Raw genomic sequence first — 21,295 nt, 5'->3', positions numbered from 1 at the left:
CTCGCGCTCCTTCAGCCGACGCGCGCGTCGTCCGCGGCGTCGCGGATCACCTGGTACGCCGAGGCGCGCAGACGCACGACCGCCGCCTCGCCGACGAATGCGTTGTCGCCCTCGGCGACGACCCGCTGCACGTTGTCCGGCGGCAGCTGCAGCGCCTCGAACCCCAGCCGCGCGAGCTGCGGCCCGGACAGGTCCGTGACCGTGTGCCGGCGCAGGATCGAGACGACGTCGAGGACCCGGTCGGGGGAGGCCTCGGCGACCAGCTGCCGGTGCCCGACGGCGAGCAGTTCGGCCTGCGCCCGCGAGCGGGTGAGGTCGCCGCCGGCACGGGTCTTGCGGTCCCGGCCGTAGGTCAGCGCCTGGCTGCCCGTCAGCTGCTGCACGCCGGCACTGGTGATGCTCGCGCCGCCCTGGCTCACCGGGGTCGCGACGTCGACGGTCAAGCCGCCGAAGGCGTTGACCGCGGCCTTGAACGCATCCATCGAGGTGACGAGGTAGCCGTCGACCTCGATGCCGAACTCGTTCTCGACCGTGGCCATGCAGCGCTCGCCGCCGCCGAGGAGACAGTTGTTGATGCGCCCGTTGCCTCGGCCCGCGACCGGCACCCAGGCGTCACGGGGGACCGAGACGAAGGTCGCGTGCTGCCGATCGCCGCTGACGAACAGGATCTGGAACCCGTCCGCCCGCCCGCGGAACGGGTCGGCGCTGCGCGGTGGGCCCTCGTCCGAGCCGAGCAGCAGCAGCGTCAGCACCTCGCCGTCCCCTGCGGGCAGCGCGTAGCGGTCGAGTGCGACGGCACTGCCGCCGAACAGCAGCCCCGCCACGAGGGCAGCCACGAACAGCCGGTGCAGACCCCGGCCGGTCACTTGCGGGCCGCCAGCAGGATCGGGGGTTCACCGGGGGCGAACACCAGCTGGGCCACGGCGGCGGTGCCGTCCTTGCGTTGCAGCGCGAGCGTGACCCGTCCCCACTCGGGGCCGCCCCGGGCGCCGATCCGGACCGTGTAGTCGGCGCTGGTCAGCCGCTGCTCGGGCCCGAGGAAGCGCAGCGCCTCGCCCGAGCCCACCAGGGCCGCCGCGTCGATGGTGCCCACACCGCCGAGCTGCTGGTCGAGCAGGTGCGCGTCGACCACGGCGACCATCGCGTCGCGGAAGCTCGCCACCGCCGCCTCGTCGACGGGCACGGCGGCGTCACCACCCGAGCCGCGCCCGTAGAGTCCCGTGCCCGTCACCGACAGGTCCTCGACCGTGACCTCGCCGAGGACGGCCTCGATCGGCTCCTCCGGTTCGGGCTCAGGTTCGGGTTCGGGCTCGGCTGGTGGGGCCGTGGTCGGCTCGGGGCTCGCCGTGGCCGCGGCCTCGTCGACGGGTGGCAGCTCGCCGGCGTCCGGCCCGGCCTGCAGCGCCACCGCGAGGATCGCCGCAGCGGCGCCGGCGATGAGCACGCTGGCGAGGGTGGCGGGGTTGCGGCGACGGGTCATGGCGGCGGGGACGGTAGCCAGCGGCGCGGCGGGGACACGGGAACCGCCGTGTTGCGTGCGCTGTCGCCCTGACGGCGCGCTCGCCGCGACGAACCGGTTGAGTCGCGTGCCGCCCTGCCGACCGCCGGGCGGTGCCGCCCTGCCGACCGCCGGGCGGCGCCGGCCCGGCGGCTAGTCTCGGGCGCGTGCGCCACGACGCGCCTTCCCTCGCCGCCGCTCGGAGAGCTCCATGCCCCGCGTCGCCATCGACGTCCTGCTCAAGCGCGAGATCCTCGATCCCCAGGGGCGCGCCGTCGAACGCGCGCTGCCGGGGCTCGGGTTCACCGGCGTCGCCGACGTGCGGGTCGGCAAGCACCTCGAGCTCGACGTCGACGCGCCCGAGGCGGACCTGCCCGACCTGGTGCAGCGCATGTGTGCCGACTTCCTCACCAATCCGGTGATCGAGACCTACACCTGGCGCGTCATCGGCGACGACGAGCGCGCCGACGCCTGACGCCGTCCGAGGTCGACCGTGAGCCAGGACGCCCCCGAGGGCCGTGCCGTCCCGCCGCTCCCGCCACTGGCGGGTGACGGCCTGCCGACGCTGCCGACCGGCGAGCCGGTCCTGCACCGCTGGTTCGTGCTCGCGATGCTGCTGCTCGTCCCCGTGGCGATCGGCGTCACCATCTGGGCCGCGACGGCCACCATCGGGCGCGAGGAGCTCACCGCCGCGGAACGCCGGCCGCCCGGCGGCACCGAGGTGACCATCGAACGCGGGCAGGCACAGTTCAGCCCGACCGACGAGCTCGAGCAGGGCCCCGCCTGCTTCCAGGGCGGCCAGATCATCGGGGACGAGGGCTCGCGCGCCGCGGCCCGACGCGCCATGCAGGGCGCCTGCGCGATGATCGCCGGCGGTGGCTACGACGAGGCGGTGGACGGGCTCCGCGCCTGGGCACGCAGCGACGGGTGGGTGCGTATCGCCGCCTTCGAGTTCTCCGGGGTGGAGTCCTCCGCCCGCCTCGAGGACGGCCGCCTCGTCATCGAGCTCAACGCGATCTTCCAGTTCGAGGACGCGACCGCGGCGGCGCCCGCGCTGCTGCACCAGCTGGTGCTGCTCGGGACGCCGGGCTTCCCGGGGGCGCCGATCCCGGCCGAGCGCGAGCTGCAGGCCGCCCGGCTGCAGCAACGGGCGTGCGCCGAGCTCCCCGGGGACCTGCGCCCGCGCGGCTGCCTCGACGTCGACGAACTGCTCGCCGCGCCCGACCCGCTGCAGGAACTGGTCGACGCCGGCTGGCCACGCTGAAGCCGGGCGCCGGATCGTCTGGGGTCGAGCGGTACCGTGGCCGCCCGCTGATGTGGCAGGAGACGCCGATGCGCGTGGGTGTGGTGACCTTCCCGGGTTCGCTCGACGATCGCGACGCCGTGCGTGCCGTCGAGATGTGCGGTGGCGAAGGCGTGGCCCTGTGGCACGACGACGCCGACGTCAAGGGCGTGGACGCGGTCGTGCTCCCCGGCGGCTTCAGCTACGGCGACTACCTGCGGTGCGGGGCGGTGGCGCACCGGGCTCCGGTCATGGCCGCCATCGCGGACTTCGCGGCGCAGGGCGGCCCCGTGCTCGGCATCTGCAACGGCTTCCAGGTGTTGTGCGAGGCGGGTCTGCTGCCAGGCGCACTCCTGCGCAACGAGCACCTGCGCTTCGTGTGCCGTGACGTCCCCCTCGTGGTCGAGACGGCCGACACCGCCTGGACCGCCGACTACCGGCCCGGCGAGGTCCTGGTCGTCCCCGCCAAGCACGGTGAGGGCCGCTACTACGCGGACGAGGCCACACTCGACCGGCTCGAGGCCGAGGGACGCGTCGTCCTGCGCTACGCCGCGGGCCGCAACCCCAACGGATCGCTGCGCGACATCGCCGGCATCACGAACGAGGGCCGCAACGTCGTCGGGCTCATGCCGCACCCCGAGCACGCCGTCGACCCCGCCCTCATCGGCGGCAGCGACGGCCAGGGCTTCTTCCGCAGCGTGATCGAACGGGCCGCCACCAGCGTCTGACGCGTCCCGTCGGCGTCTCGACCTGTCCGGAAGGCGTCACCCGCCCCGCGAGCCCATCGGCCAGCCCTGCCAGCATGATCGGCATCCCGCGCCGACCTGCCAGGAAGCCGTCATGACCGCGTCAGACACCGCCCAGGACCTCGACGCACTCCTCGAGGAGGTGGCCGAGGTCGCCCGCCCGACGGCGCGACAGGGCGAGCTCGCCGACTACATCCCGGCGTTGCGCGACGAGGACCCCGACTGCTTCGGGCTCGCCATGGTCGACATGGACGGCACCGAGTACGTCGTCGGCGACGTCGACCGCCCGTTCGCGATCCAGTCGATCTCGAAGGTCTTCTCGCTCGTGCTCGCCATGCAGAAGGCCGACCGGGCCGAAGGGGTGAAGAAGGAACTGTGGGACCGGGTGGGCGTGGAACCGTCCGGCGACCCGTTCAACTCGCTGATCCAGCTCGAGCGGGAGAAGGGCATCCCGCGCAATCCGATGATCAACGCCGGCGCCCTGGTGGTCGACGACGTGCTGCTCGGGCACTGCGAGAACCCACGCGAGGAGATGAAGGCGCTCGTCAGCGAGCTCGCAGGCGAGGAGGTCACCATCGACGAGCGGGTCGCCGACGCCGAGGAGGGCACCAGCGGCCGCAACCGCGCCATCGCCTACCTGATGCAGTCGTTCGACAACCTGCACCACACCGTCGACGAGGTCATCGACGCGTACGCCCACCAGTGCGCCGTACAGATGACCGCCCGCCAGCTGGCGCGGGCGTCGCGCTTCCTGGCCAACGACGGCGTCGACCCCGCCACCGGTAAGCAGATCCTGCGCCCGCCACTGGCGCGCCGCGTCGCCGCGATCATGCTCACCACCGGGACCTACGACGCGGCCGGGGAGTTCGCCTTCGACGTCGGCCTGCCGTGCAAGTCGGGGGTCGCCGGCGCGATCATGGCGCTCGCGCCGGACCGCTACGGCATCACGGTGTGGTCACCGCCGCTGGACTCCTCGGGCAACTCCCGCGCCGGCCACGTCGCCCTGCACGAACTCGCCGAGCGCCTCGAGCTCTCCATCTTCTGACAGCTCCGCCGGCGGTTCCTGGTACCCCTGGCCCGGTACCCGGCGCGGGCGCGTCCGAACCGTCACCGCCGGCAACCCCGCCCGTACCTCGCCGCCGGCGGTTCCTGGTACCCCTGGCCCGGTACCCGGCGCGGGCGCCTTGCGAACCGTCACCGCCGGCGCGCGGCGCGTCCGTTGGCATGTCGCGTGGGGGCGTCGTTGTCGCGGCAGTGCCGCACCGCTGCGGGCGAGCCGCGACACGGCGCGGCTGACGCGACATGGTCAGGTGGTGAGGTCGCGGATGCCCTGCTCGGTCTCGCGGCGCTTCTGCGCCCGCAGCCACGCCCACAGTCCGAAGTGTGCGGCGATGCCGGCGAACAGCACGGCCGCCGGGATCCACTGACCGCTGAAGGCGAGCAGCAGCGCGGCGACGAAGGCGCAGCCGACGAGGATGGCACGCAGCGTGTTGAGCGCGTCCATGTGTGCGATCTCGATGTCCGCAGGGGTGGTGGATCGAGGGTATCGGGACCACCGATTAGGCTCGGCGACGGCTTCACCTTCGTCGACAAGGCGCACCGTGCCCGAGCCAACGACGTTCCCCGCGGACGAGACGCTCACGCCCGAGCGCGCCCGCGAACTGGGCCACGAACTCGGTCTGCGCGGCGACGAGTACGACCGGATCGTGGAGACGCTCGGGCGCACGCCCACCGTGTCCGAGCTCGGCATGTATTCGGTGATGTGGTCGGAGCACTGCTCCTACAAGTCGTCGAAGATCCACCTGAAGCACCTGCCGACCGACGGGCCACAGGTCCTGGTCGGCCCGGGCGAGAACGCCGGTGTCGTCGACGTCGGCGACGGCCTCGCCGTCACCTTCAAGATCGAGTCGCACAACCATCCGAGCTACGTCGAGCCCTACCAGGGGGCCGCGACCGGCGTCGGCGGCATCCTGCGCGACATCTTCACCATGGGCGCCCGTCCGATCGCGGTGATGGACCCGCTGCGCTTCGGCGACCCCGGTGGCTGGACCGACGGAACCGGCCGCACCCGCCCGGTCGAGCTGTTCCAGCGCCACCTCGTCGACGGCGTCGTGCGGGGGGTCGGCGGCTACGGCAACTGCGTCGGCGTGCCCAACATCGGCGGTGAGACGGTGTTCGACGACACCTACGCCGGCAACCCGCTCGTGAACGTGCTCGCGATCGGGGTGCTGCACCGCGACCGGCTGCAGCTCGCACGGGCGGAACAGGCCGGCGACGTGGCCGTGCTCCTCGGGTCGGCGACCGGCCGCGACGGCATCGGCGGCGCTTCGGTGCTCGCCAGCCAGGAGTTCGACGACGCCCTCGACGACAAGCGCCCCAACGTGCAGGTCGGAGATCCGTTCGCCGAGAAGCTGCTGATCGAGTGCTGCCTCGACCTGTACGAGCGCGACCTCATCTCCGGCATCCAGGACATGGGCGCGGCCGGCATCGCGTGCTCGACCGCCGAACTGGCGTCCAAGGCGTCGATGGGCATGGACGTCGACCTCGACGCGGTCCACCTGCGCGAACCGTCCATGGCGTCGTGGGAGATCCTGTGCTCGGAGTCCCAGGAGCGGATGCTGGCCCTGGTGTCGCCGGATCGGGTCGACGAGGTACTGGCGTTGGCGGCCAAGTGGGGCGTCCCGGCGTCGGTCATCGGCGAGGTCGTCGAGGGTGACGCCCTCGTACTCCGGCGCGGTGGCGAGGTGGTCGCCGACCTCCCGGCCCGCTCGCTCGCCGACGAGGGTCCGACCTACGACCGCCCCCGCTCCCGCCCGGACTGGCTCGACGACTACGCCGCGATCGACGCCGAGCAGGTTCTGCTGCCCGACGACCTGTCCACGTTCGCCCTGCAGTTCCTGCGCTCGCCGAACGTCGCGTCGAAGCGGTGGCTGTACGAGCAGTACGACCAGCACGTGCTTGCGGGCACGGTCTTCGGTCCCGGCATGGCCGACGCCGGTGTCGTCCGGCTGCCCGACAGCCGCAAGGCCGTCGCCTGCGCCACCGACGGCAACGGACGCTGGTGCGAGCTCGACCCGCGCGAGGGCACGCGTCGCATCGTCGCCGAGGCGTTCCGCAACGTCGCGTGCACAGGGGCGCGACCGCTGGGGACCACCAACTGCCTCAACTTCGGCAACCCCGAGCGTCCCGAGATCATGTGGCAACTCGCCGAGTCGATCGCCGGGATGGGTGAGGCGTGCGAGGCGCTCGACATCCCGGTCACCGGCGGCAACGTGTCGCTGTACAACGAGACCCGTGGCCGTGCCATCCACCCCACGCCGGTGGTCGGGGTGCTCGGCGTGCTCGAGGACGCCGAGGACGCCGTCGGGCTCGCGTTCGAGGACGAGGGCGACATCGTGTTCCTGCTCGGCGGCCCGACCGTGCCCGGGCTGGCCGGGAGCGAACTGCAACGGTTCCTGGACCTCCCGCTGGGCGGTCGTCTCGCACCGGTCGACCTCGACCTCGAGGGCGCCATGGGCGAGGTGCTCGCCCTCGCAGCCCGGCAGGGGCTGCTGCAGACCGCCCACGACGTGTCGGCCGGTGGGCTGCTCGTCACGCTGGCGGAGTCCTGCGTCGCCGGGGCGATCGGCGTCGACGTCGCGATCGAGGGGACCGGCCTCGACCCGGCGCAGGTGCTGTTCAGCGAGTCACCGGGCCGGGTCGTGGTCACCGTCGCCAGCACCAACGTCCGTGCCTTCGCGCAGCTGTGCGGCGATGCCGAGGTGCCGCTGACCGACATCGGCACCGTGGGCGGCGAGCGCCTGGGCGTACGGGGGCTGGTCGACCTCGCCCTCGACGACCTCGAGGACGCCTTCCTCGACGGTCTCGGCCGGACCCTGGACGCCTGAGCCAGGACGCGGTCGCGTCACCCGACGCCGCCCCGTCGTCCGGTGCTTCAGCGTCGGATCGGCGGACGTGGCAGGGCGGGGCGTCCCGGTCGACGGTCGTCCGCGGCCTCGTCCACGGCGGGTGGCGTCGTCGGGACGACGCCCGTGAGCCGCACGTCGATCAACGCCGGCGTGCGGCCGGTGGTGTGCAGAAGGCTGGCCGTGGACACCTCGACGTCGAGGTGGTCGCCCGCGGGGATGGTGTAGGCCATGCCCGGCATCGGGACGTCCACGGTGACGCCGGTAGCCGACAGGGGAACCCGGACCGCCCCCTCCTGCAGGTTGACGACCTCGCCGCGTTCCCGGTGGATCAGCTTCACGAAGACGTGGACCGCGCCGTCGACGCCACCGAGCGCCCCGTCGTCGCCGCCGGCGCCGCCGACGAGTCCCCCGGTCGCCGAGCCGAGGGGTCCGGCGGTGCCGACCAGCAGGTCGCCGGTCCTACGCACCGGGAGCTCGCGGGCGAGATCGCCCAACGGGGCCAGCGCCGTCTCGAGCGGCACGTGCGTTCCCGACACCTCGAGCCGGACCCGGGGAATCCCGACCAGTTCGAAGTCGCCGGCCCGTGCCACCTCGAACCTGGCGGCGCGGGGGTCGCCGTCGCTGGCCGGCCTGGCCGCGGTGAACGGCAGCGCTGGGATGCCGCCGGGCGGGAGGTCCGCCACCAGCCCCACCACGTCGTCGACCTCTGGGACGTCGACGACCGGGACGACCGGCAGCTGCGCCGCCTCGCCGTCCAGCGGCAGCGCCGCGGTGCCGGCGAAGTCGGCGACGTCGCGCCAGACGCCCTCGTTGGTGCGATAGCTGACCGGCGCGCCGGTGTCGACGTGCTGGCCGCGCAGGTGCCTGGCGAACCACGCGACCAGGGCGTCGTCGAGGTAGGCGCGGTCGTCGGCGTCGACGTAGGACGACGGGCACGCGACGTGGCCGCCGCAGAACGCGACGAAACGCGCGTCGACGCCGCGGTCGGCGACGTGGCGGAAGATGCGGTAGCCGTCCGTGAGGTCGAACAGCGTGTCGACCGAGCCCTGCACGACCAGGGTCGGAACGGTGACCGGGTGCCGCTCGCCGAAGCTCCCGAGGCTGGACTTGGCGAAGAAGTCCAGCGTCTCGGCCGAGACCCCGCCGGTCGTCGTGAACTCGGACACGCCGCGGTGGATCGCCGGATCCATGGCGGCCGCCGTCTGCGCGCGGCAGTTCGGGTCGAGGCCCAGCGCGGTCCCGGTCGCCGTGCCGGCGCCGTACAGCAACGCCACCCAGCCCTGGTTGACGACCTCGCCCGAGTACAGCGAGTAGCGAAGGTCGTGCCAGGCGATCTCCGGGGCGAGCGCGTCGATGCGGTCGTCGACCGACGCGGCCGACAGCTGGATGCCGCCGGCGTAGGAGCCGCCGGTCATCCCGACGACCGGGTCGCCGGTGCGGTCGGTGGCGATCGGCGCGTTGGCCAGCGCCCAGTCGATGAGCCGCGAGACGTCACGACCCTCCACCTCGGGGTCGTCGATGCGTGTCTCGCCGCCGGAGCAGCCGAATCCGCGGCTGTCCCAGGTCAGCACGGCGTAGCCCTCGTCGACCAGGCGGCCGAGCGTCCCGTCCGGCTGTGTCTCGCGGCTGCCCGCCCAGCCGTGGGTGCGCAGGACCAGCGGGACCGGCGCGGCGGGCGAAGCGGTCGCGGGCAGGAAGAGGGTGGCCTCGATCGGCGTGCCGTCGAAGGAGGCGATGACGTGGTGGGTGACCTGGGGGACGGCCGCGGTCACGCCACGAGCGGTCGCGTCACTCGCGGCGACGGCGCCCGCCGGTAGCGCGATCGCGGCGAGCGTCACCGCGGCGGTCGTGGCGGACAGGACGCGGCGGACGAAACGCACGGGTCACCTCGGCGTCGGCGGGTCGAGCACTCCAACGACCGTTCGACCGGCCGGTGACGTGGGCCCGACCGCACGGTTTGAATCGTCGCTACCCGGCGGCATCTCGACCGGCCGGGCGGGATCGGAGGGGATCGACATGGGAGTTCCGACGTTGGTGGAGCGGGCGCAGCCTCTGCGCCTGCTGCGGGCCGCGGCCGTGACCCTGGTGGCGCTGCTGCTGTTGGCGACCGGTGGGGTGGCCGAGGCCGCCGGGGGTGGCAAGGGGCAGGCGCGTGCCGACGCTGCGGCGGCCGCTCGCGGCGGTCCACCGGTGACGGTGATGACACGCAACCTCTACCTCGGCTCGGAGCTCGGACCGATCTTCGCCGCGGCCGACCAGCAGCAACTGATCGGCGCCGCCAGCCAGGTGTGGGCCAACGTCCTGGCGTCGGACTTCCCCGCACGTGCGCGGGTCCTGGCCGAGGAGGTCGCCCGGGAGCGGCCGCTGCTGATCGGCCTGCAGGAGGTCAGCCGGTTCACCGCACAGGGCGCCGGGGGTTCGATCACCGTCGACTTCCTCGACATCCTCCTCGACGCGCTGGCGGCCCGTGGGCTGTCCTACGCGCCCGTGTCGGTCGCGCCGGCCTTCGAGGGCACGCTGCCCGCGATGGATCCGACGCTCGGCTTCGTCAACGCCACCCTGCTCGACCGCGACGTGATCCTGGCGCGCACCGACGTGCCGCCTGCGCAGCTCCGGATCCTCGACGAGGCGAGCGGGGTGTTCGACGCCGCGCTGACCCTGCCGCTGCCCGGCGCCGGCCCGGATGCCGCGCTGCGCATCGACCGCGGCTGGCAGTACGTGGACGTGGGCGTGCGCAACCGGGAGTTCCGGTTCGTCAACAGCCACTTCGAGGCCTTCGACCCCGGCGAGGTCGTCCGTGTCGCGCAGGCGCGGGAGTTGCTCGCCGGGGCGCTCGACACCGACCTGCCCGTGATCCTCGTCGGCGACTTCAACTCCGACGCCAACGCGGGCGGACGCGCCTACGGGGTGTTGACCGGGGTCGGCGGGTTCGTCGACGTGTGGAGCGCGCTGCGCCCGGGTGAGCCCGGTCTCACCTGCTGCCACCCCGCCGACCTCCGGGGCGAGGAGCCGTTGCGGAGCCGGATCGACCTGATCCTCGTCCGCGACGGGATCCGGCCGCGGAACGTCGAGGTGATCGGGGTCGACCCGGCGCTGCGGACCCCCTCCGGGCTGTGGCCCTCCGACCACGCCGGCGTCGTCGCGACCGTGATGATCACGGCGCGCTGAGGGGCGGCTCGTGTCCGGCGTCCCCACGGGAGGCGCCGGACACGGGCACCCCGGCGACCGGGTCGCCGATGCGGTCCGCCGCCGTGGGGAGCCCGAGCAGGCGGGCGGCGTTGTCGTGCAACAGCCCCCGCAGCCCCTGCACGGTCAACTCGAGCGCGGCCAGCCCACGTACCTGCGCGGCATAGGGATGCGGGATCGTGGGGAAGTCCGAGCCGAACAGCAGCCGCTCACCGAGGGCCGCATAGCGCGGCAACAGGTCGCGGGGGGCGGCGGCGAGGTAGGGAGGGTCGGTCAACATCATCGCGGTGTCGAGGTGGATCTGAGGCGCCTCCTCGGCCAGCGCCAGGAACGCGCGCAGGTCGGGTGCGCCGAGGTGGGCGACGACCAGCCGGAGCCCCGGGAACCGTCGCAGCAGGCGGCGGATGCCGTCCGGTCCACAGACCTCGTGGCCGCCCTCGACGCCGTACCCGGCGCCGGCGTGGACGAGCGCCGGCACGTCCGCCTCGACGAGTTGCGCCCAGGCGGGGTCGAGCCGCGGGTCGTCGGGGTGGAACCGGCCCACCTGCAGGTGCACCTTGGCGATGCGTCCGCCCCGCTGCAGTGCCTGCCCGACGTCGTCGCCGACGCCGTCCTCGGGGAAGAAGGTGAAGGTCGGGATCACCTGGGCGTGGGCGTCGGCCGCGGCGAGCGTGTGCTGGTTGCACCACGCCGCCACACCGGGCCGGTGCCCGTAGGCGAGCGCGGTGTGCGCGACGACGCCGAGCTCGCGGAGGGTGGCGAGGCGGCGGGCCTCGTCGTCGCGGTAGGTGACCGGCCACGGCGGGTCCTCGAGCCGGTCGAAGAAGTCCCAGACCGCCCGCTGCAGGGCGTGCGGCAGCAGGTGCACGTGGATGTCGAGGTAGCCCGGCAATCCGAGGGAGCGCGCGAAGCCGGCCACCGCCCCGTCGGTGGACGGGAACGCTTCGCGCGGCACCACCGTGTCCGCGTCCGCCGCAGGCCAGGAGTTCCCCACGCCCCGCGTCCGGTCCGCTGCCCCTGCCTCGTCCGCCCCCGCCACGCCCCGTCTCCGTCCCGTCGCCAACGGATCGACGCCACACGCTACTGCGGCGGCCCCGGTCGGTACGCTCCCGACCTGCCGTACGCGTGGAGTCCCGGCCCGTGTCCTTCGATGAGCGACCGTCTGCCGCCCCGCGCCCGCAGGCTCCCGAGCCGCTGCCGGCCCACGTCGACCTGAGTGCCTACGGCGAGGGCCCGCGCGAGGAGTGCGGGGTCTTCGGCATCTACGCGCCGGGCGAGGACGTCGCCACCCTGACCTACTTCGGGCTCTATGCGCTGCAGCACCGTGGCCAGGAGTCGGCCGGCATCGCCGTGTCCGACGGCCGCCGCATCGTGGTCCACAAGGACATGGGGCTGGTGAACCAGGTCTTCAACGAGACCTCGCTGGCGGCACTGCAGGGCCACCTCGCCATCGGGCACTGCCGGTACTCGACGACCGGGGCGTCGTCGTGGGTCAACGCCCAGCCCCAGTACCAGGAGACGGTCCGCCGCGGCGGCCTGGCGCTCGGACACAACGGCAACCTGGTCAACACGGCCGAACTGGCGCGCGAACTCGACATCCCGCCCACCAACGACTCCGAGGTGATGGCCGGACTGCTGGCGGCGGGCGTGGTGGCGGCCGCCGCCAGCCGCGGCGACGGCCAGACCCCCGGACTCGAGGAGGCGATCGCCGACCTCGCTCCCCGGTTGCGCGGCGCCTACTCGGTCGTCGTGATGGACCAACAGCGGCTGCACGCCTTCCGCGATCCGCACGGTGTCCGGCCGCTGCAGATCGGCCGGTTGCAGAACGGTGGTTGGGTCGTCGCGTCGGAGACGGCCGGCCTGGACATCGTCGGTGCGGTCTACGTCCGCGACGTCGCGCCCGGCGAGATCGTCACCATCGACGCCGACGGCCTGCGCAGCCGTCGCTTCGCCGCCCCGCAGTCCAACTACTGCCTGTTCGAGTGGGTCTACCTCGCGCGTCCGGACCACCGCCAGGACGGCGGCAGCGTGCTGTTCGCGCGCCGCAGCATGGGGCGCCAGCTCGCCCGCGAGGCCCCGGTCGAGGCCGACATCGTCATCCCCGTCCCCGAGGCCGGTCGCGACGCTGCCGCCGGCTATGCCACCGAGGCCGGGCTCCCGTTCGCCGACGGGCTGGTGAAGAACCGCTACGTCGGGCGGACCTTCATCCAGCCGACCCAGACCCTGCGTCAGCTCGGCATCCGGCTCAAGCTCTCACCGGTCCGCGAGGTGGTCGAGGGACGTCGCCTGGTCGTGGTGGACGACTCGATCGTGCGGGGCAACACCTCGCGACAGCTGGTGGCGATGCTGCGGGCCGCGGGCGCCCGCGAGGTCCACCTGCGCATCACCTCCCCGCCGATCGCGCACCCCTGTTACTACGGCATCGACATGGCCACGCGCGCCGAGCTGATCGGCGCCGACCTCGACGTCGACGCCATCCGCGACTTCGTGGGCGCCGACTCGCTGCACTACATCAGCCTCGAGGGGCTGATCGGTGCCACGCCGAACCAGCGCGAGCGGTTGTGCACGGCCTGCTTCACCGGCGAGTACCCGATCCCGGTCCCCGGCGAGCACGAGCAGCTGGCACAGATCAAGTTCGACTTCGACGCCTCCGCCACGTCCGTGCCCGACGACGCGGCCAGTCTCACGGGCGACCACGGGGTGGGCGTCGTCTCGCCGGCGGCGTCCGGCGGGCCGGCCGACGCGGTCGAGCGGCAGCGGCTGGCCGACGCACGCGAGGGCCGCAGCGTCGAATAGCCGGCGGCGGGGGGCCGCCGGTGGACGCGGGTAGCGTGGCGGGCGGCGACGAACACGACGAGGTGGGCGTGGAGGACCGGCGGTGGCCGCGGCGGGTGTACGGGGCCGGGAGCGAACCGGACCCGAGGTTCAGTCTCGCCAACGAGCGCACGCTGCTGGCGTGGCTGCGTACCTCGCTCGGCCTGGTCGTCGCGGGCATCGCGGTCATCGCACTCGCCGAACTCGTCGAGCCGCTGTGGCTGGTCGACCTGGTCGCCGCCGTGGCGTTCGGGGCGGGTGCCGCGACGGCGCTCACCGGCTGGCGGCAGTGGGCCCGGGCCGAGCAGGCGATGCGCCGGGGTGAACCGCTGCCGTCGGCGATCGGTGCGGTGGTGGTCCTCGCCGGGGTGCTGCTGTTGGCGCTGCTCGGGGTCCTGGGACTGCTGATCGCGGGTCGATGAGCGACGACTTCGACCGGCCAGGGCTGCAGGCCGAGCGCACCGCGCTGGCCTGGTCCCGCACCGGCCTGTCCGCGTGCGTCGCCGCGCTGGCGATGGCGAGACTGGCCACGGTGCGTGGGGCCGCGGTGATCGCCGTTGCCGGCGTCGTCGCCGGTGGGATGGCGCTTGCCGCCTTCGTCGAGGGATCGCTGCGGGGGGCTCGTCGTCGGGCATGGCTGGACGCGCCGAGCCCTGCGCGCGGGTTGCCGCGGACGGCCGCCTCCCTCATCGCCGTCGTGGTCGGACTGGCCGTGGCCGGGTTGGCGCTGCTCGCCGCGTTCTGACGGTCCACAGCCCGGACGGGACGCGCGGGGAGTCGGTGGCTGGGCGCGCCTACCGTTTCGGGCGGTCGGCCTGGAGGAAACGATGCAGCGAGCACGTGTGGCGTCGGGCGCGTCGGGCGCGTCGGGTGCGTCGGGTGCGTCGGCCTGGAGCGCCTGGGTCGCGGTCCTGGCCGGTGTCGTGTTCGGCTTCCACCACCTGCCCGGTGCCGTGCTCGCCGCCCCGCCGTGGCGCGCGGATGCGTTCGTCGCCTGGTTGGCGGCGACCGATCCGACGGTCGCGACGATGTCGCTCCTGCGGCTGCTCGTGCTCGCACTCGGCTGGTACCTGCTGGCCGTGACGCTCGTCGGCGGGCTGGCCCGGCTGTCGGGTGCCGTACGCCTCGTCCGGGTCGTGGACGTCCTGACGGTGCCGGTCCTGCGAAAGGCCCTGCAGTCGGCCGTCGGGCTCTCGCTCGCCACCGCGATGGTCGGAGCAGCGGCCCCGGCACCCGCCCGTGCCGAGCCCGTGCCGCTGCAATTGCTGCAGCGAACCGAGGTCGACGAGTCCGTCCCGTTGACCCTGCCGCCTGAGCACGAGCTGACGACCGATGCAGTCGTGCCGACCGATGCCGTGGCGACCGATGCAGTCGTGCCGACCGATGCCGTGGCGACCGATCCAGGCGTGCCGACCGGGCCGGTCGTGGTGGCCGACTCCGAACACCGGGTCGTCGCGGGCGAGTCGTTCTGGAGCATCGCCACGGACCGCCTTCGCGCCGTGACGGGTGGGGCGCCCTCGGATGCCGACGTCGTGGTGTACTGGCACCGGCTGATCGCCGACAACCGTGATCGACTCGTCGACCCGGACAACCCCGACCTGATCTTTCCGGGCCAACGGCTCGCGCTGCCAACCGTGGCGACGGACCGATGAGCTGCCGCCCGGGACGGGCGCCCGAAAGGACCCACGTGGCCGAGCCGGTCGAGCACGACGGCACCAGCGGTGACCCCTACGTGGGGCTCGTCGACGACGCGGCCCACGCCGCCGCGGTGCGGGCCCGAGCCGAGCGCCGCGAGCGACACGACCGCGCCGTGGAGCTCGCGACCTGGCTCGGCACCCTACGTGATCTCGCCGAGCGTGCGGAACCCGTCGCACTCGCCATCCGAGGTGGCCGCTCGCTGCGTGGCCGGCTCGTCGGACTCGGCGGTGACCATGTGGCGCTCGCACTGGCGGGCGGGGGGCGCGTGCTCGTGCGCCTCGGAGCCGTGCGCGCGGCGCGGGTCGAACCGGGCCGACACACGCCGACCGCCGCCGGCGATCGTCCCGCCCCCGGGACGTCCACCGTCGACGACGCCATCGACGAACTGGCGGCGTCCGGGGGAACCGTCGTGCTGTACGTCCGTGACCTCGTCGATCCGCTGAGGGGCGAGGTGCAGGGGATCGGCGAGGACGTGGTGACCGTCCGGCTCGACGGACCCGAACGCCTGGTCGCCTATCTCCCGGCCGCTTCCATCGACGCCGTGCAGATCAGCTGACGACCGGTGCGGGCGTCACAGTTCCTCGTCGTCGGGCGCGCCGTCGGCATACAGGTGCTCGAGCGCCCCGGGCTGGATACGCGCCTGGTCGACGAAGGCGTCGACCTCGGACTCCTTGAGTCGGATCACGCGCCCGAACTTGTAGGCCGGGACCTGGCCGCTGTCGATGAGGCGGTACAGGGTCCGGGTGGTGATCCCGAGCTGACGCGCGGCCTCGCGCGTGCTCAACCAGTTGACCTCGTCACGCGCCACCTCGTACCCCTTCGCCGTTTCCCGAGAGTAGAGCCACCGGGGCCGCTCCGCCTGCCCCGTGGCGCGGCCCTGTGGACGGGCTCCAGGCCCGTCAGAGCACGAACCGGGCGGGCTGCGCAACCTCTTGTGCGCACAGACGCAGGATCCCGTCGGGGGTATCGAGAGTGCATAGCGTGCATCTGCAGAACACGGGGGGCGCGATGGCCGACACGCTCGAGGCGGAACACCCGTCGACCACGTCCGGGAACCGGGTCCGCCGGCGCGTTCGTCGCCAGCGCGGACTGCCCGGTGGGCGTGCCGTCGTCGGCGCCCTGCTGGTGGCCGCCGCCGCGGTCGGGGTGTTCGCGGCGCACCTGCACGCCACGGCCGGCCCCGACACGCGCTATCTCGTCGCCGGCCGCGACCTCGATGCGGGCACCCGGATCGACGCGGACAACCTCGACGTCTTGTTCGGCCACCTCCCGCTGGAGCTCGCGCCCGCGGTCGCCGAGCGCAGCGTGACGCTCGATCAACGTGAACAGCTCGTCGGCCGTGTCCTGACCGCGCCGCTCACCCGTGGCGACCTCCTCACGCGCACGGTGATCGCCGACGACGGCGGGGTCGCCGACGGTTACGCGATGTCGTTCCCGATCGCGGCCGCGGACGCCGTGGCAGGACAACTTCGCCGCGGCGAACCGGTCGACGTGGTGGCGACCTACGGCAGTGGGACCGCCGCCTACACGGCCTTCGTGGTGGTCGGGGTGCCGCTCGTCGCCATCGACGCCGGCGACGGCAGCGGGTTCGGCGGCAGCGACCGACGGGTTCTGACGGTGGCGCTGCGAGATCAGCAGCAGGTGCAGGCTCTCGCACACGCGGTCGCCGTGGCGGACGTGGTCGTGACGCGAGCACCGCAGCGGCCAGCCGGGGACGTGCCCACGCCCTACCGCCCCGGCGCCGAGGGCGTGGACCCCGACCGCGCCGATGCCGACGGACGGCAGCCGTGATGCGCGAGCGCTACGTCCTGTTGGGCCTGGCCCGCGCGCGAGCCGACTGGTTCCGCACGGTGGGGCAGTGGGCCACCTCGGCCGCCCTGCCGGCCGAGTTCGTGCGATGCGTGTCGGCCGACGAGGTCCGGGCGCGCCTGGCCACCGGCCGCACGTTCTCGGCGTTGCTCGTCGACGCGGCCGTGCCCGGCCTCGACCGCGACCTCGTGGCCACGGCGGCGGCCTCCGGCTGCGCGGTGCTCGTCGTCGACACCGTCGAGGCGCACCGCGACTGGCGCGGTCTGGGCGCCGACGCCGTGCTCGCCCCGATGTTCTCCCGCGACGAGTTGCTCGAGGTGCTCGCGGCGACGTCCCGTCCCGTCAGCGCCGCGGGGACGCAGGTCCGTGCCGCCACGCCGGTGCTCCCGGCCCACCCGACGGGTTGCCTGGTGGCCGTGACCGGGACCGGCGGCACGGGCGCATCGACCGTCGCGATCGCCCTCGCGCAGGGGCTGGCAGCCGAGGCCTCGCCCGGTCGCCGCCGCGACGTGTTGCTCGCCGACCTCTGTCGCGCCGCGGATCTGGCCATGCTCCACGACGCGCGGGCACTGGTCCCCGGGATCCAGGAGGTCGTCGAGGCCCACCGGACCGGCGTCCCCGAACCCGCGGACGTGCGGGCGCAGACGTTCGAGGTGCCCGTCCGTGGCTACCGGTTGTTGCTGGGACTGCGGCGGGCCCGGCACTGGGTGACGTTGCGCCCGCGCGCGCTCGAGGCCGCGCTCGACAGCCTCACCCGGCTCGCCGACGTCGTGGTGGCCGACATCGAACCCGACGTCGAGGGCGAGGCCGAGACCGGATCCGTCGACGTCGAGGACCGCCACGCCATGTCCCGTGCCGCCCTCGAGCGCGCGGGCGTCGTCGTCGTGGTGGGGGAAGGGTCGATGAAGGGCTGCTTCGCGCTGGTACGCGTGCTCGCCGACCTGCTCGACCACGGCGTCGCCGCCGACCGGCTCCTGCCGGTGCTCAACCGGGCGCCTCGGAACCCGCGGCAACGCGCCGAAGCGACCACCGCGGTCGCGACGCTGCTCGAAGCGGCCGCCGGCGAGGCGGCTACCACCCTGGCGCCGCCGCTCCACCTGCCGGTCCGACGCGTGGACCAGGCCCTTCGCGACGGCGTTCCGCTGCCTCAGCCGCTGCCCGGGACGCTGGCGCGCGCGGTCGACGCCATGCTCGACCGGGCCGCGCCCTCCACCCCGACGTCCGCACGCGAACCCGAGCCGGTGGTGCCGGGCCGGCTGGGACTCTTCCCCGACGAGTCGCGCCCATGACCGGCCACCTCGTCGCCTCACCCCTGGTCGAGATCGAACAGCGCGTGCTGCGTCGCGCCAAGGACGAGACCATCGACCTCGGGGCCACCGACGCCACCAGGCGGGTGCGCGACCTCGTGGCCGACGAGGTGGAGCGCTGGCGACTGGACTACAAGCACGGTCTGCGCGACTTCGACCTGCCGGATCCCGACCTCGTCGTCGAGCGGGCCGAACGGAACCTGCTCGGCTACGGGCCGCTCGAACCGCTCCTCGACGACGACGACGTCTGGGAGATCATGATCAACGCGCCGGACGCGATCTTCGTCAAGCGGCACCGGGGCGTGTCGGGCTACCACGACGATGCCTTCCATGACGACGACCACGTCATGCGCACCCTCACCAAGCTGCTCGACGACGCCTCGCAGTCGCATCGCAAGCTCGACGCGGCTGAAGGCCTGCAGGACGCGCAGCTCGACTCGGGCGCCCGCCTCCACATCGTCCATCGTGACGTCGGCAACGGCGGCCACCTGCTGGTCAACATCCGCAAGTTCACCGGCGTGAAGTTGACGCTTGCACACTAGGTCGGGATGGCGGCCATGCGAGGCCGCCATCCCGAGCGGCATCAGCCGGCTTCTGCAGTCCAGTTGCCGTCAGCCACGATCTCGAGTGCCAACGAGTCGGGAAGACGCACGGTCCCTTCGTAGCTTCCGATCTCGTTCACAAGCAGCTCCCGGCGTGAGCCGTAGGCCATCACGGCGAAGTTCGACGATCCGGAGTGCGTCAGCGCGAGCCGGCCGGACCCGGTGTCGACGAGCAGTACCTCGTCTCCGCTCCCCGAACTGGTCTCGCTGAGCGTTGGCTGTTCGAACAGCGTGGTGACGGTGATCGTCCATGGGCCGCTTGCGGTGATTTCGAGTTCGGTGGGATCGCCGGTGAAGTTGAGCGGCCGGACTCCCTGGTAGTTGCCGATCTCGTTGACGAGCAGGTCCCGCCCGCCCGTGTCGTCGTGGGCGACGATCGCGAAGTTCGACGAGCCTTGGTGTTCGATCGTTGCGACCAGTGGCCAGTCTGAGACCTCGAGGTCGACGATGTCGTCGCCTGAGCCTTCGTAGACGGTCGGTTCGATCTCGGGCTCGGGCTCGGGTTCGGGCTCCGGCTCTGGCTCTGGCTCGGGTTCCGGTTCGGGCTCCGGCTCGGCTTGGTCGAGTTCGGTCGGTTCCCCGTCGTCCTCCGCGATCTCCTCCTGGACCTCCTCGGGATCCTCGGGGTCGGGCGCTTCCTCGGGCAGATCGTTATCGGTTTCCTCAGGGGCACTCGCTGTGCCGTCGGCTAGCTCTTCGGGGTCGCCGGCGAGAGCTCCGATCACGATGAGCACCACGAAGATGATCAGTGCGATGCCCCACCACCGTTTCCACCACGGCTTCTTACCGGATGGCGGCGGCGCGCTGGGCTGGGCTGACTCCGTTGCTTGCCCACCGCCGGCCGGCGGCGGGGGAGGGTTGGATGGTTGGTCGCTCACTGGTTGCCCCTTTCGAATCGGGTGAGGTTGTCGAGCGCGTCACAAGCGACCGGCCAGGTCACTTCGAACTCGCGCGCGACGTCGTCCGGGCACACCCCGTGCCCGAGATCTGCATGCAGGTCGCAGTACCGCTGAAGGTCGAGCGTGGGGACGAGCCGTTCAGCGGTGATTCGTGCGACGCGTTGTTCTTCGCGGATCCGGTCTGGCCGGAACCGTGGGTGCTCGCCGCCGGCTGCTCCGCCGTCGCGCTGGTGATGTACGAGTTCGTGCGCGAGGGCGTCACGGCGTGCTGGACCGGTCAGGCGACGGTCGATGAGTACAACCGTGCCGTGGCGGTCCCGGTATCGCACAGCGCCCCCCGTGGCGACCGGCAGCCCGTCGACGTACTCGACGAGCACATCAGGATGTTGCTGTTCGAACTCGCGGGCAGGGTCCCACGCCATGCGTCCCCTTCGTGCGGCTGGGGCGGGACCGTGCCAGACGGGTGTGACGCTATCTGTTGCGCAGCCGTCGGACCAGGTTGCGGACTGCTTCGCGGTCCTCCTCATCGAGTTCGGCGATGTCGCCGGCGAGCTGGTCGATCTCGTTGCTGGTGAAGTCGGTACGCGGCTTGGGTTGGGGCGGATGGATGAGGGCGGCAGGGTCGTGCTTGCCGCGTGCGTGCTGGTAGGCGATATCTGCCGGCCAGTCGAGCGCCTGGGCGATGGCGGGCATGGCTCGGGAGCTGGCGGGGTCGGTTTCGCCTCGTTCGAGGGCTCCGAGGGTGGTGGGGGAGACGCCGGCTTCGGCGGCCAGGCGTCGCTGGCTCCATTTGCGGGCGTTGCGGGCGAGGGTGATGGCACGTCCGAAGTCCTGCCACCTTGAGGTGTCGGTCATTGGCATGCCTGCACTCTGGTGCGCCGCAACGCACGAATTCACTGCGTCATATTGCGTCAGGGTATGCGGGTGGGCGACTGACAGCGATGTCTTTCCGCTGCTAGCGCCCCGTTTCGGCCTCTTTGGACGCCTGTCGCGCGACACCGCTGTTATTCGTTTTACCGCACAGCGATGTGCATCAGGCGCTCCTGTCGCGTTCTGATGCATGACGCCGGTTGACGCCGGTCCAAAGTGATGCAACGCTCCGATGCAACAAACCGGAGCGACAGAACGGACCACCGGTGCGCATCAACCGACACGCCCTACGCGAGATCCGCGAACGGTCCGGCCTCTCCGTGCCGGCCCTCGCCAAGGAAGCGGGCTGCCGTCACGGGACGCTCTACGACATCGAGAACGGCAACAAGGGCGCCTCTCCGGAGATGGCTCTGAAGCTGGCTCGGGCGTTGAAGTGCCCGCTCGTCGCGCTGCTCGCGGACCCGGACGAGCACGTAGGGGAGGCGGCCTGATGAGCGCCGCCGAGATCGCTGCCCGCGTCGCGTCCTCGCGCGCTGAGGCCGGCCTGCCCCGTCACGTCCAGGACCCCGTCGTCCTCGCCGACATCGCAGCCCTGCTGCGTCCACGCCTCGGCCTGTCGCGGCCGGCCGCCGCCTCGAAGCCGGCCGGCCGCGACGCCACCGACCAAGCCGCCTGA

25 protein-coding genes are annotated in these 21,295 nt (G+C 72.9%); 16 read left to right on the top strand and 9 right to left on the bottom strand.

The genetic code is table 11. The features are described 5' to 3' along the window. Nucleotides 1-11: 11 nt before the first annotated feature. The gene (locus ACERMF_RS13530; protein ID WP_373669628.1) at nt 12-866 is read right to left on the bottom strand and encodes an LCP family protein; all 855 of its coding nucleotides are present in this window, start codon (nt 864-866) and stop codon (nt 12-14) included. Further along, entirely contained in the window at nt 863-1,480 is a 618-nt protein-coding gene (locus ACERMF_RS13525) for a hypothetical protein (RefSeq protein WP_373669627.1), read from the bottom strand. The genes ACERMF_RS13530 and ACERMF_RS13525 overlap by 4 nt, the downstream gene beginning before the upstream one ends. Nucleotides 1,481-1,709: 229 nt before the next feature. On the opposite strand from ACERMF_RS13525, the gene purS reads away from it, so the two are divergent. From purS to ACERMF_RS13505, 4 genes are all read left to right on the top strand, one after another. Then, nucleotides 1,710-1,973: a phosphoribosylformylglycinamidine synthase subunit PurS gene (purS, locus tag ACERMF_RS13520; protein WP_373669626.1), complete on the top strand. Its 264-nt coding sequence runs from the start codon at nt 1,710-1,712 to the stop codon at nt 1,971-1,973. Nucleotides 1,974-1,991: 18 nt separating this feature from the next. Next, on the top strand, nt 1,992-2,762 hold the full coding sequence (locus ACERMF_RS13515) for a hypothetical protein (protein ID WP_373669625.1): 771 nt from the start codon (nt 1,992-1,994) through the stop codon (nt 2,760-2,762). A gap of 68 nt (nt 2,763-2,830) precedes the next feature. Next, nucleotides 2,831-3,508, top strand: coding sequence for a phosphoribosylformylglycinamidine synthase subunit PurQ (purQ, locus tag ACERMF_RS13510; protein WP_373669624.1), 678 nt, complete (start codon nt 2,831-2,833; stop codon nt 3,506-3,508). Between the two features lie 112 nt (nt 3,509-3,620). Beyond that, nucleotides 3,621-4,571, top strand: coding sequence for a glutaminase (locus tag ACERMF_RS13505; protein WP_373669623.1), 951 nt, complete (start codon nt 3,621-3,623; stop codon nt 4,569-4,571). A gap of 261 nt (nt 4,572-4,832) precedes the next feature. On the opposite strand, the gene ACERMF_RS13500 is transcribed toward ACERMF_RS13505, so the two are convergent. Beyond that, the gene (locus ACERMF_RS13500) at nt 4,833-5,030 is read right to left on the bottom strand and encodes a hypothetical protein (RefSeq protein WP_373669622.1); all 198 of its coding nucleotides are present in this window, start codon (nt 5,028-5,030) and stop codon (nt 4,833-4,835) included. A gap of 13 nt (nt 5,031-5,043) precedes the next feature. Between ACERMF_RS13500 and purL the strand changes: the two genes are divergently transcribed. Continuing rightward, on the top strand, nt 5,044-7,413 hold the full coding sequence (purL, locus tag ACERMF_RS13495; RefSeq protein WP_373669652.1) for a phosphoribosylformylglycinamidine synthase subunit PurL: 2,370 nt from the start codon (nt 5,044-5,046) through the stop codon (nt 7,411-7,413). Nucleotides 7,414-7,460: 47 nt separating this feature from the next. On the opposite strand, the gene ACERMF_RS13490 is transcribed toward purL, so the two are convergent. Further along, nucleotides 7,461-9,314: an alpha/beta hydrolase family protein gene (locus ACERMF_RS13490; RefSeq protein WP_373669621.1), complete on the bottom strand. Its 1,854-nt coding sequence runs from the start codon at nt 9,312-9,314 to the stop codon at nt 7,461-7,463. A gap of 136 nt (nt 9,315-9,450) precedes the next feature. Here ACERMF_RS13490 and ACERMF_RS13485 point away from each other — a divergent pair, with 136 nt between their 5' ends. Continuing rightward, nucleotides 9,451-10,602, top strand: coding sequence for an endonuclease/exonuclease/phosphatase family protein (locus ACERMF_RS13485; protein WP_373669620.1), 1,152 nt, complete (start codon nt 9,451-9,453; stop codon nt 10,600-10,602). Here ACERMF_RS13485 and ACERMF_RS13480 read toward each other — a convergent pair. Then, on the bottom strand, nt 10,589-11,614 hold the full coding sequence (locus ACERMF_RS13480; RefSeq protein ID WP_373669619.1) for an amidohydrolase family protein: 1,026 nt from the start codon (nt 11,612-11,614) through the stop codon (nt 10,589-10,591). The genes ACERMF_RS13485 and ACERMF_RS13480 overlap by 14 nt on opposite strands. A gap of 200 nt (nt 11,615-11,814) precedes the next feature. Between ACERMF_RS13480 and purF the strand changes: the two genes are divergently transcribed. The 5 genes from purF to ACERMF_RS13455 all read left to right on the top strand — a co-directional run bounded on the left by purF (nt 11,815) and on the right by ACERMF_RS13455 (nt 15,688). Continuing rightward, complete coding sequence (purF, locus tag ACERMF_RS13475) at nt 11,815-13,416, top strand: amidophosphoribosyltransferase (RefSeq protein WP_373669651.1); 1,602 nt, start codon at nt 11,815-11,817, stop codon at nt 13,414-13,416. A 20-nt stretch (nt 13,417-13,436) separates the two neighbouring features. Next, nucleotides 13,437-13,856 (top strand): YidH family protein, encoded by a 420-nt coding sequence (locus tag ACERMF_RS13470; RefSeq protein ID WP_373669618.1) that lies wholly within the window; start codon nt 13,437-13,439, stop codon nt 13,854-13,856. Beyond that, nucleotides 13,853-14,179, top strand: coding sequence for a DUF202 domain-containing protein (locus tag ACERMF_RS13465; protein ID WP_373669617.1), 327 nt, complete (start codon nt 13,853-13,855; stop codon nt 14,177-14,179). Before ACERMF_RS13470 ends, ACERMF_RS13465 begins: the two co-directional genes overlap by 4 nt. 82 nt (nt 14,180-14,261) lie before the next feature. Beyond that, entirely contained in the window at nt 14,262-15,086 is an 825-nt protein-coding gene (locus ACERMF_RS13460) for a LysM peptidoglycan-binding domain-containing protein (RefSeq protein ID WP_373669616.1), read from the top strand. 35 nt (nt 15,087-15,121) lie between these two features. Then, complete coding sequence (locus ACERMF_RS13455; RefSeq protein WP_373669615.1) at nt 15,122-15,688, top strand: hypothetical protein; 567 nt, start codon at nt 15,122-15,124, stop codon at nt 15,686-15,688. A 15-nt stretch (nt 15,689-15,703) separates the two neighbouring features. On the opposite strand, the gene ACERMF_RS13450 is transcribed toward ACERMF_RS13455, so the two are convergent. After that, nucleotides 15,704-15,940, bottom strand: a complete 237-nt coding sequence (locus ACERMF_RS13450) for a helix-turn-helix domain-containing protein (protein WP_373669614.1) — start codon at nt 15,938-15,940, stop codon at nt 15,704-15,706. Between the two features lie 173 nt (nt 15,941-16,113). Between ACERMF_RS13450 and ACERMF_RS13445 the strand changes: the two genes are divergently transcribed. Genes ACERMF_RS13445 through ACERMF_RS13435 form a run of 3 tightly spaced genes read left to right on the top strand, consistent with a single transcriptional unit; the run spans nt 16,114 to nt 18,790 of the window. Beyond that, complete coding sequence (locus ACERMF_RS13445; RefSeq protein WP_373669613.1) at nt 16,114-16,923, top strand: SAF domain-containing protein; 810 nt, start codon at nt 16,114-16,116, stop codon at nt 16,921-16,923. Beyond that, nucleotides 16,920-18,230: a hypothetical protein gene (locus tag ACERMF_RS13440; protein ID WP_373669612.1), complete on the top strand. Its 1,311-nt coding sequence runs from the start codon at nt 16,920-16,922 to the stop codon at nt 18,228-18,230. Before ACERMF_RS13445 ends, ACERMF_RS13440 begins: the two co-directional genes overlap by 4 nt. Further along, entirely contained in the window at nt 18,227-18,790 is a 564-nt protein-coding gene (locus ACERMF_RS13435) for a hypothetical protein (protein WP_373669611.1), read from the top strand. The genes ACERMF_RS13440 and ACERMF_RS13435 overlap by 4 nt, the downstream gene beginning before the upstream one ends. 41 nt (nt 18,791-18,831) lie before the next feature. Here the strand turns inward: ACERMF_RS13435 and ACERMF_RS13430 are convergent, their stop codons facing one another. The 3 genes from ACERMF_RS13430 to ACERMF_RS13420 are packed head-to-tail and all read right to left on the bottom strand — an operon-like array spanning nt 18,832 to nt 20,604. Then, nucleotides 18,832-19,728 carry a hypothetical protein gene (locus ACERMF_RS13430; protein WP_373669610.1) on the bottom strand — a complete coding sequence of 299 codons (897 nt, stop codon included), beginning with the start codon at nt 19,726-19,728 and terminating at the stop codon, nt 18,832-18,834. Then, nucleotides 19,725-20,171: a hypothetical protein gene (locus ACERMF_RS13425; protein ID WP_373669609.1), complete on the bottom strand. Its 447-nt coding sequence runs from the start codon at nt 20,169-20,171 to the stop codon at nt 19,725-19,727. Before ACERMF_RS13425 ends, ACERMF_RS13430 begins: the two co-directional genes overlap by 4 nt. 49 nt (nt 20,172-20,220) lie before the next feature. Continuing rightward, nucleotides 20,221-20,604, bottom strand: a complete 384-nt coding sequence (locus ACERMF_RS13420) for a multiprotein-bridging factor 1 family protein (protein ID WP_373669608.1) — start codon at nt 20,602-20,604, stop codon at nt 20,221-20,223. A gap of 281 nt (nt 20,605-20,885) precedes the next feature. Between ACERMF_RS13420 and ACERMF_RS13415 the strand changes: the two genes are divergently transcribed. Beyond that, nucleotides 20,886-21,110: a helix-turn-helix domain-containing protein gene (locus ACERMF_RS13415; RefSeq protein WP_373669607.1), complete on the top strand. Its 225-nt coding sequence runs from the start codon at nt 20,886-20,888 to the stop codon at nt 21,108-21,110. Continuing rightward, nucleotides 21,110-21,295, top strand: coding sequence for a hypothetical protein (locus tag ACERMF_RS13410; RefSeq protein WP_373669606.1), 186 nt, complete (start codon nt 21,110-21,112; stop codon nt 21,293-21,295). The genes ACERMF_RS13415 and ACERMF_RS13410 overlap by 1 nt, the downstream gene beginning before the upstream one ends.

Source organism: Egicoccus sp. AB-alg6-2 (assembly GCF_041821025.1).
In the GTDB taxonomy this organism is placed as follows: Bacteria; Actinomycetota; Nitriliruptoria; order Nitriliruptorales; family Nitriliruptoraceae; genus Egicoccus.
The sequence above is the reverse complement of the archived record's forward strand: the minus strand, read 5'-3'. Positions and strand labels throughout refer to the sequence as shown.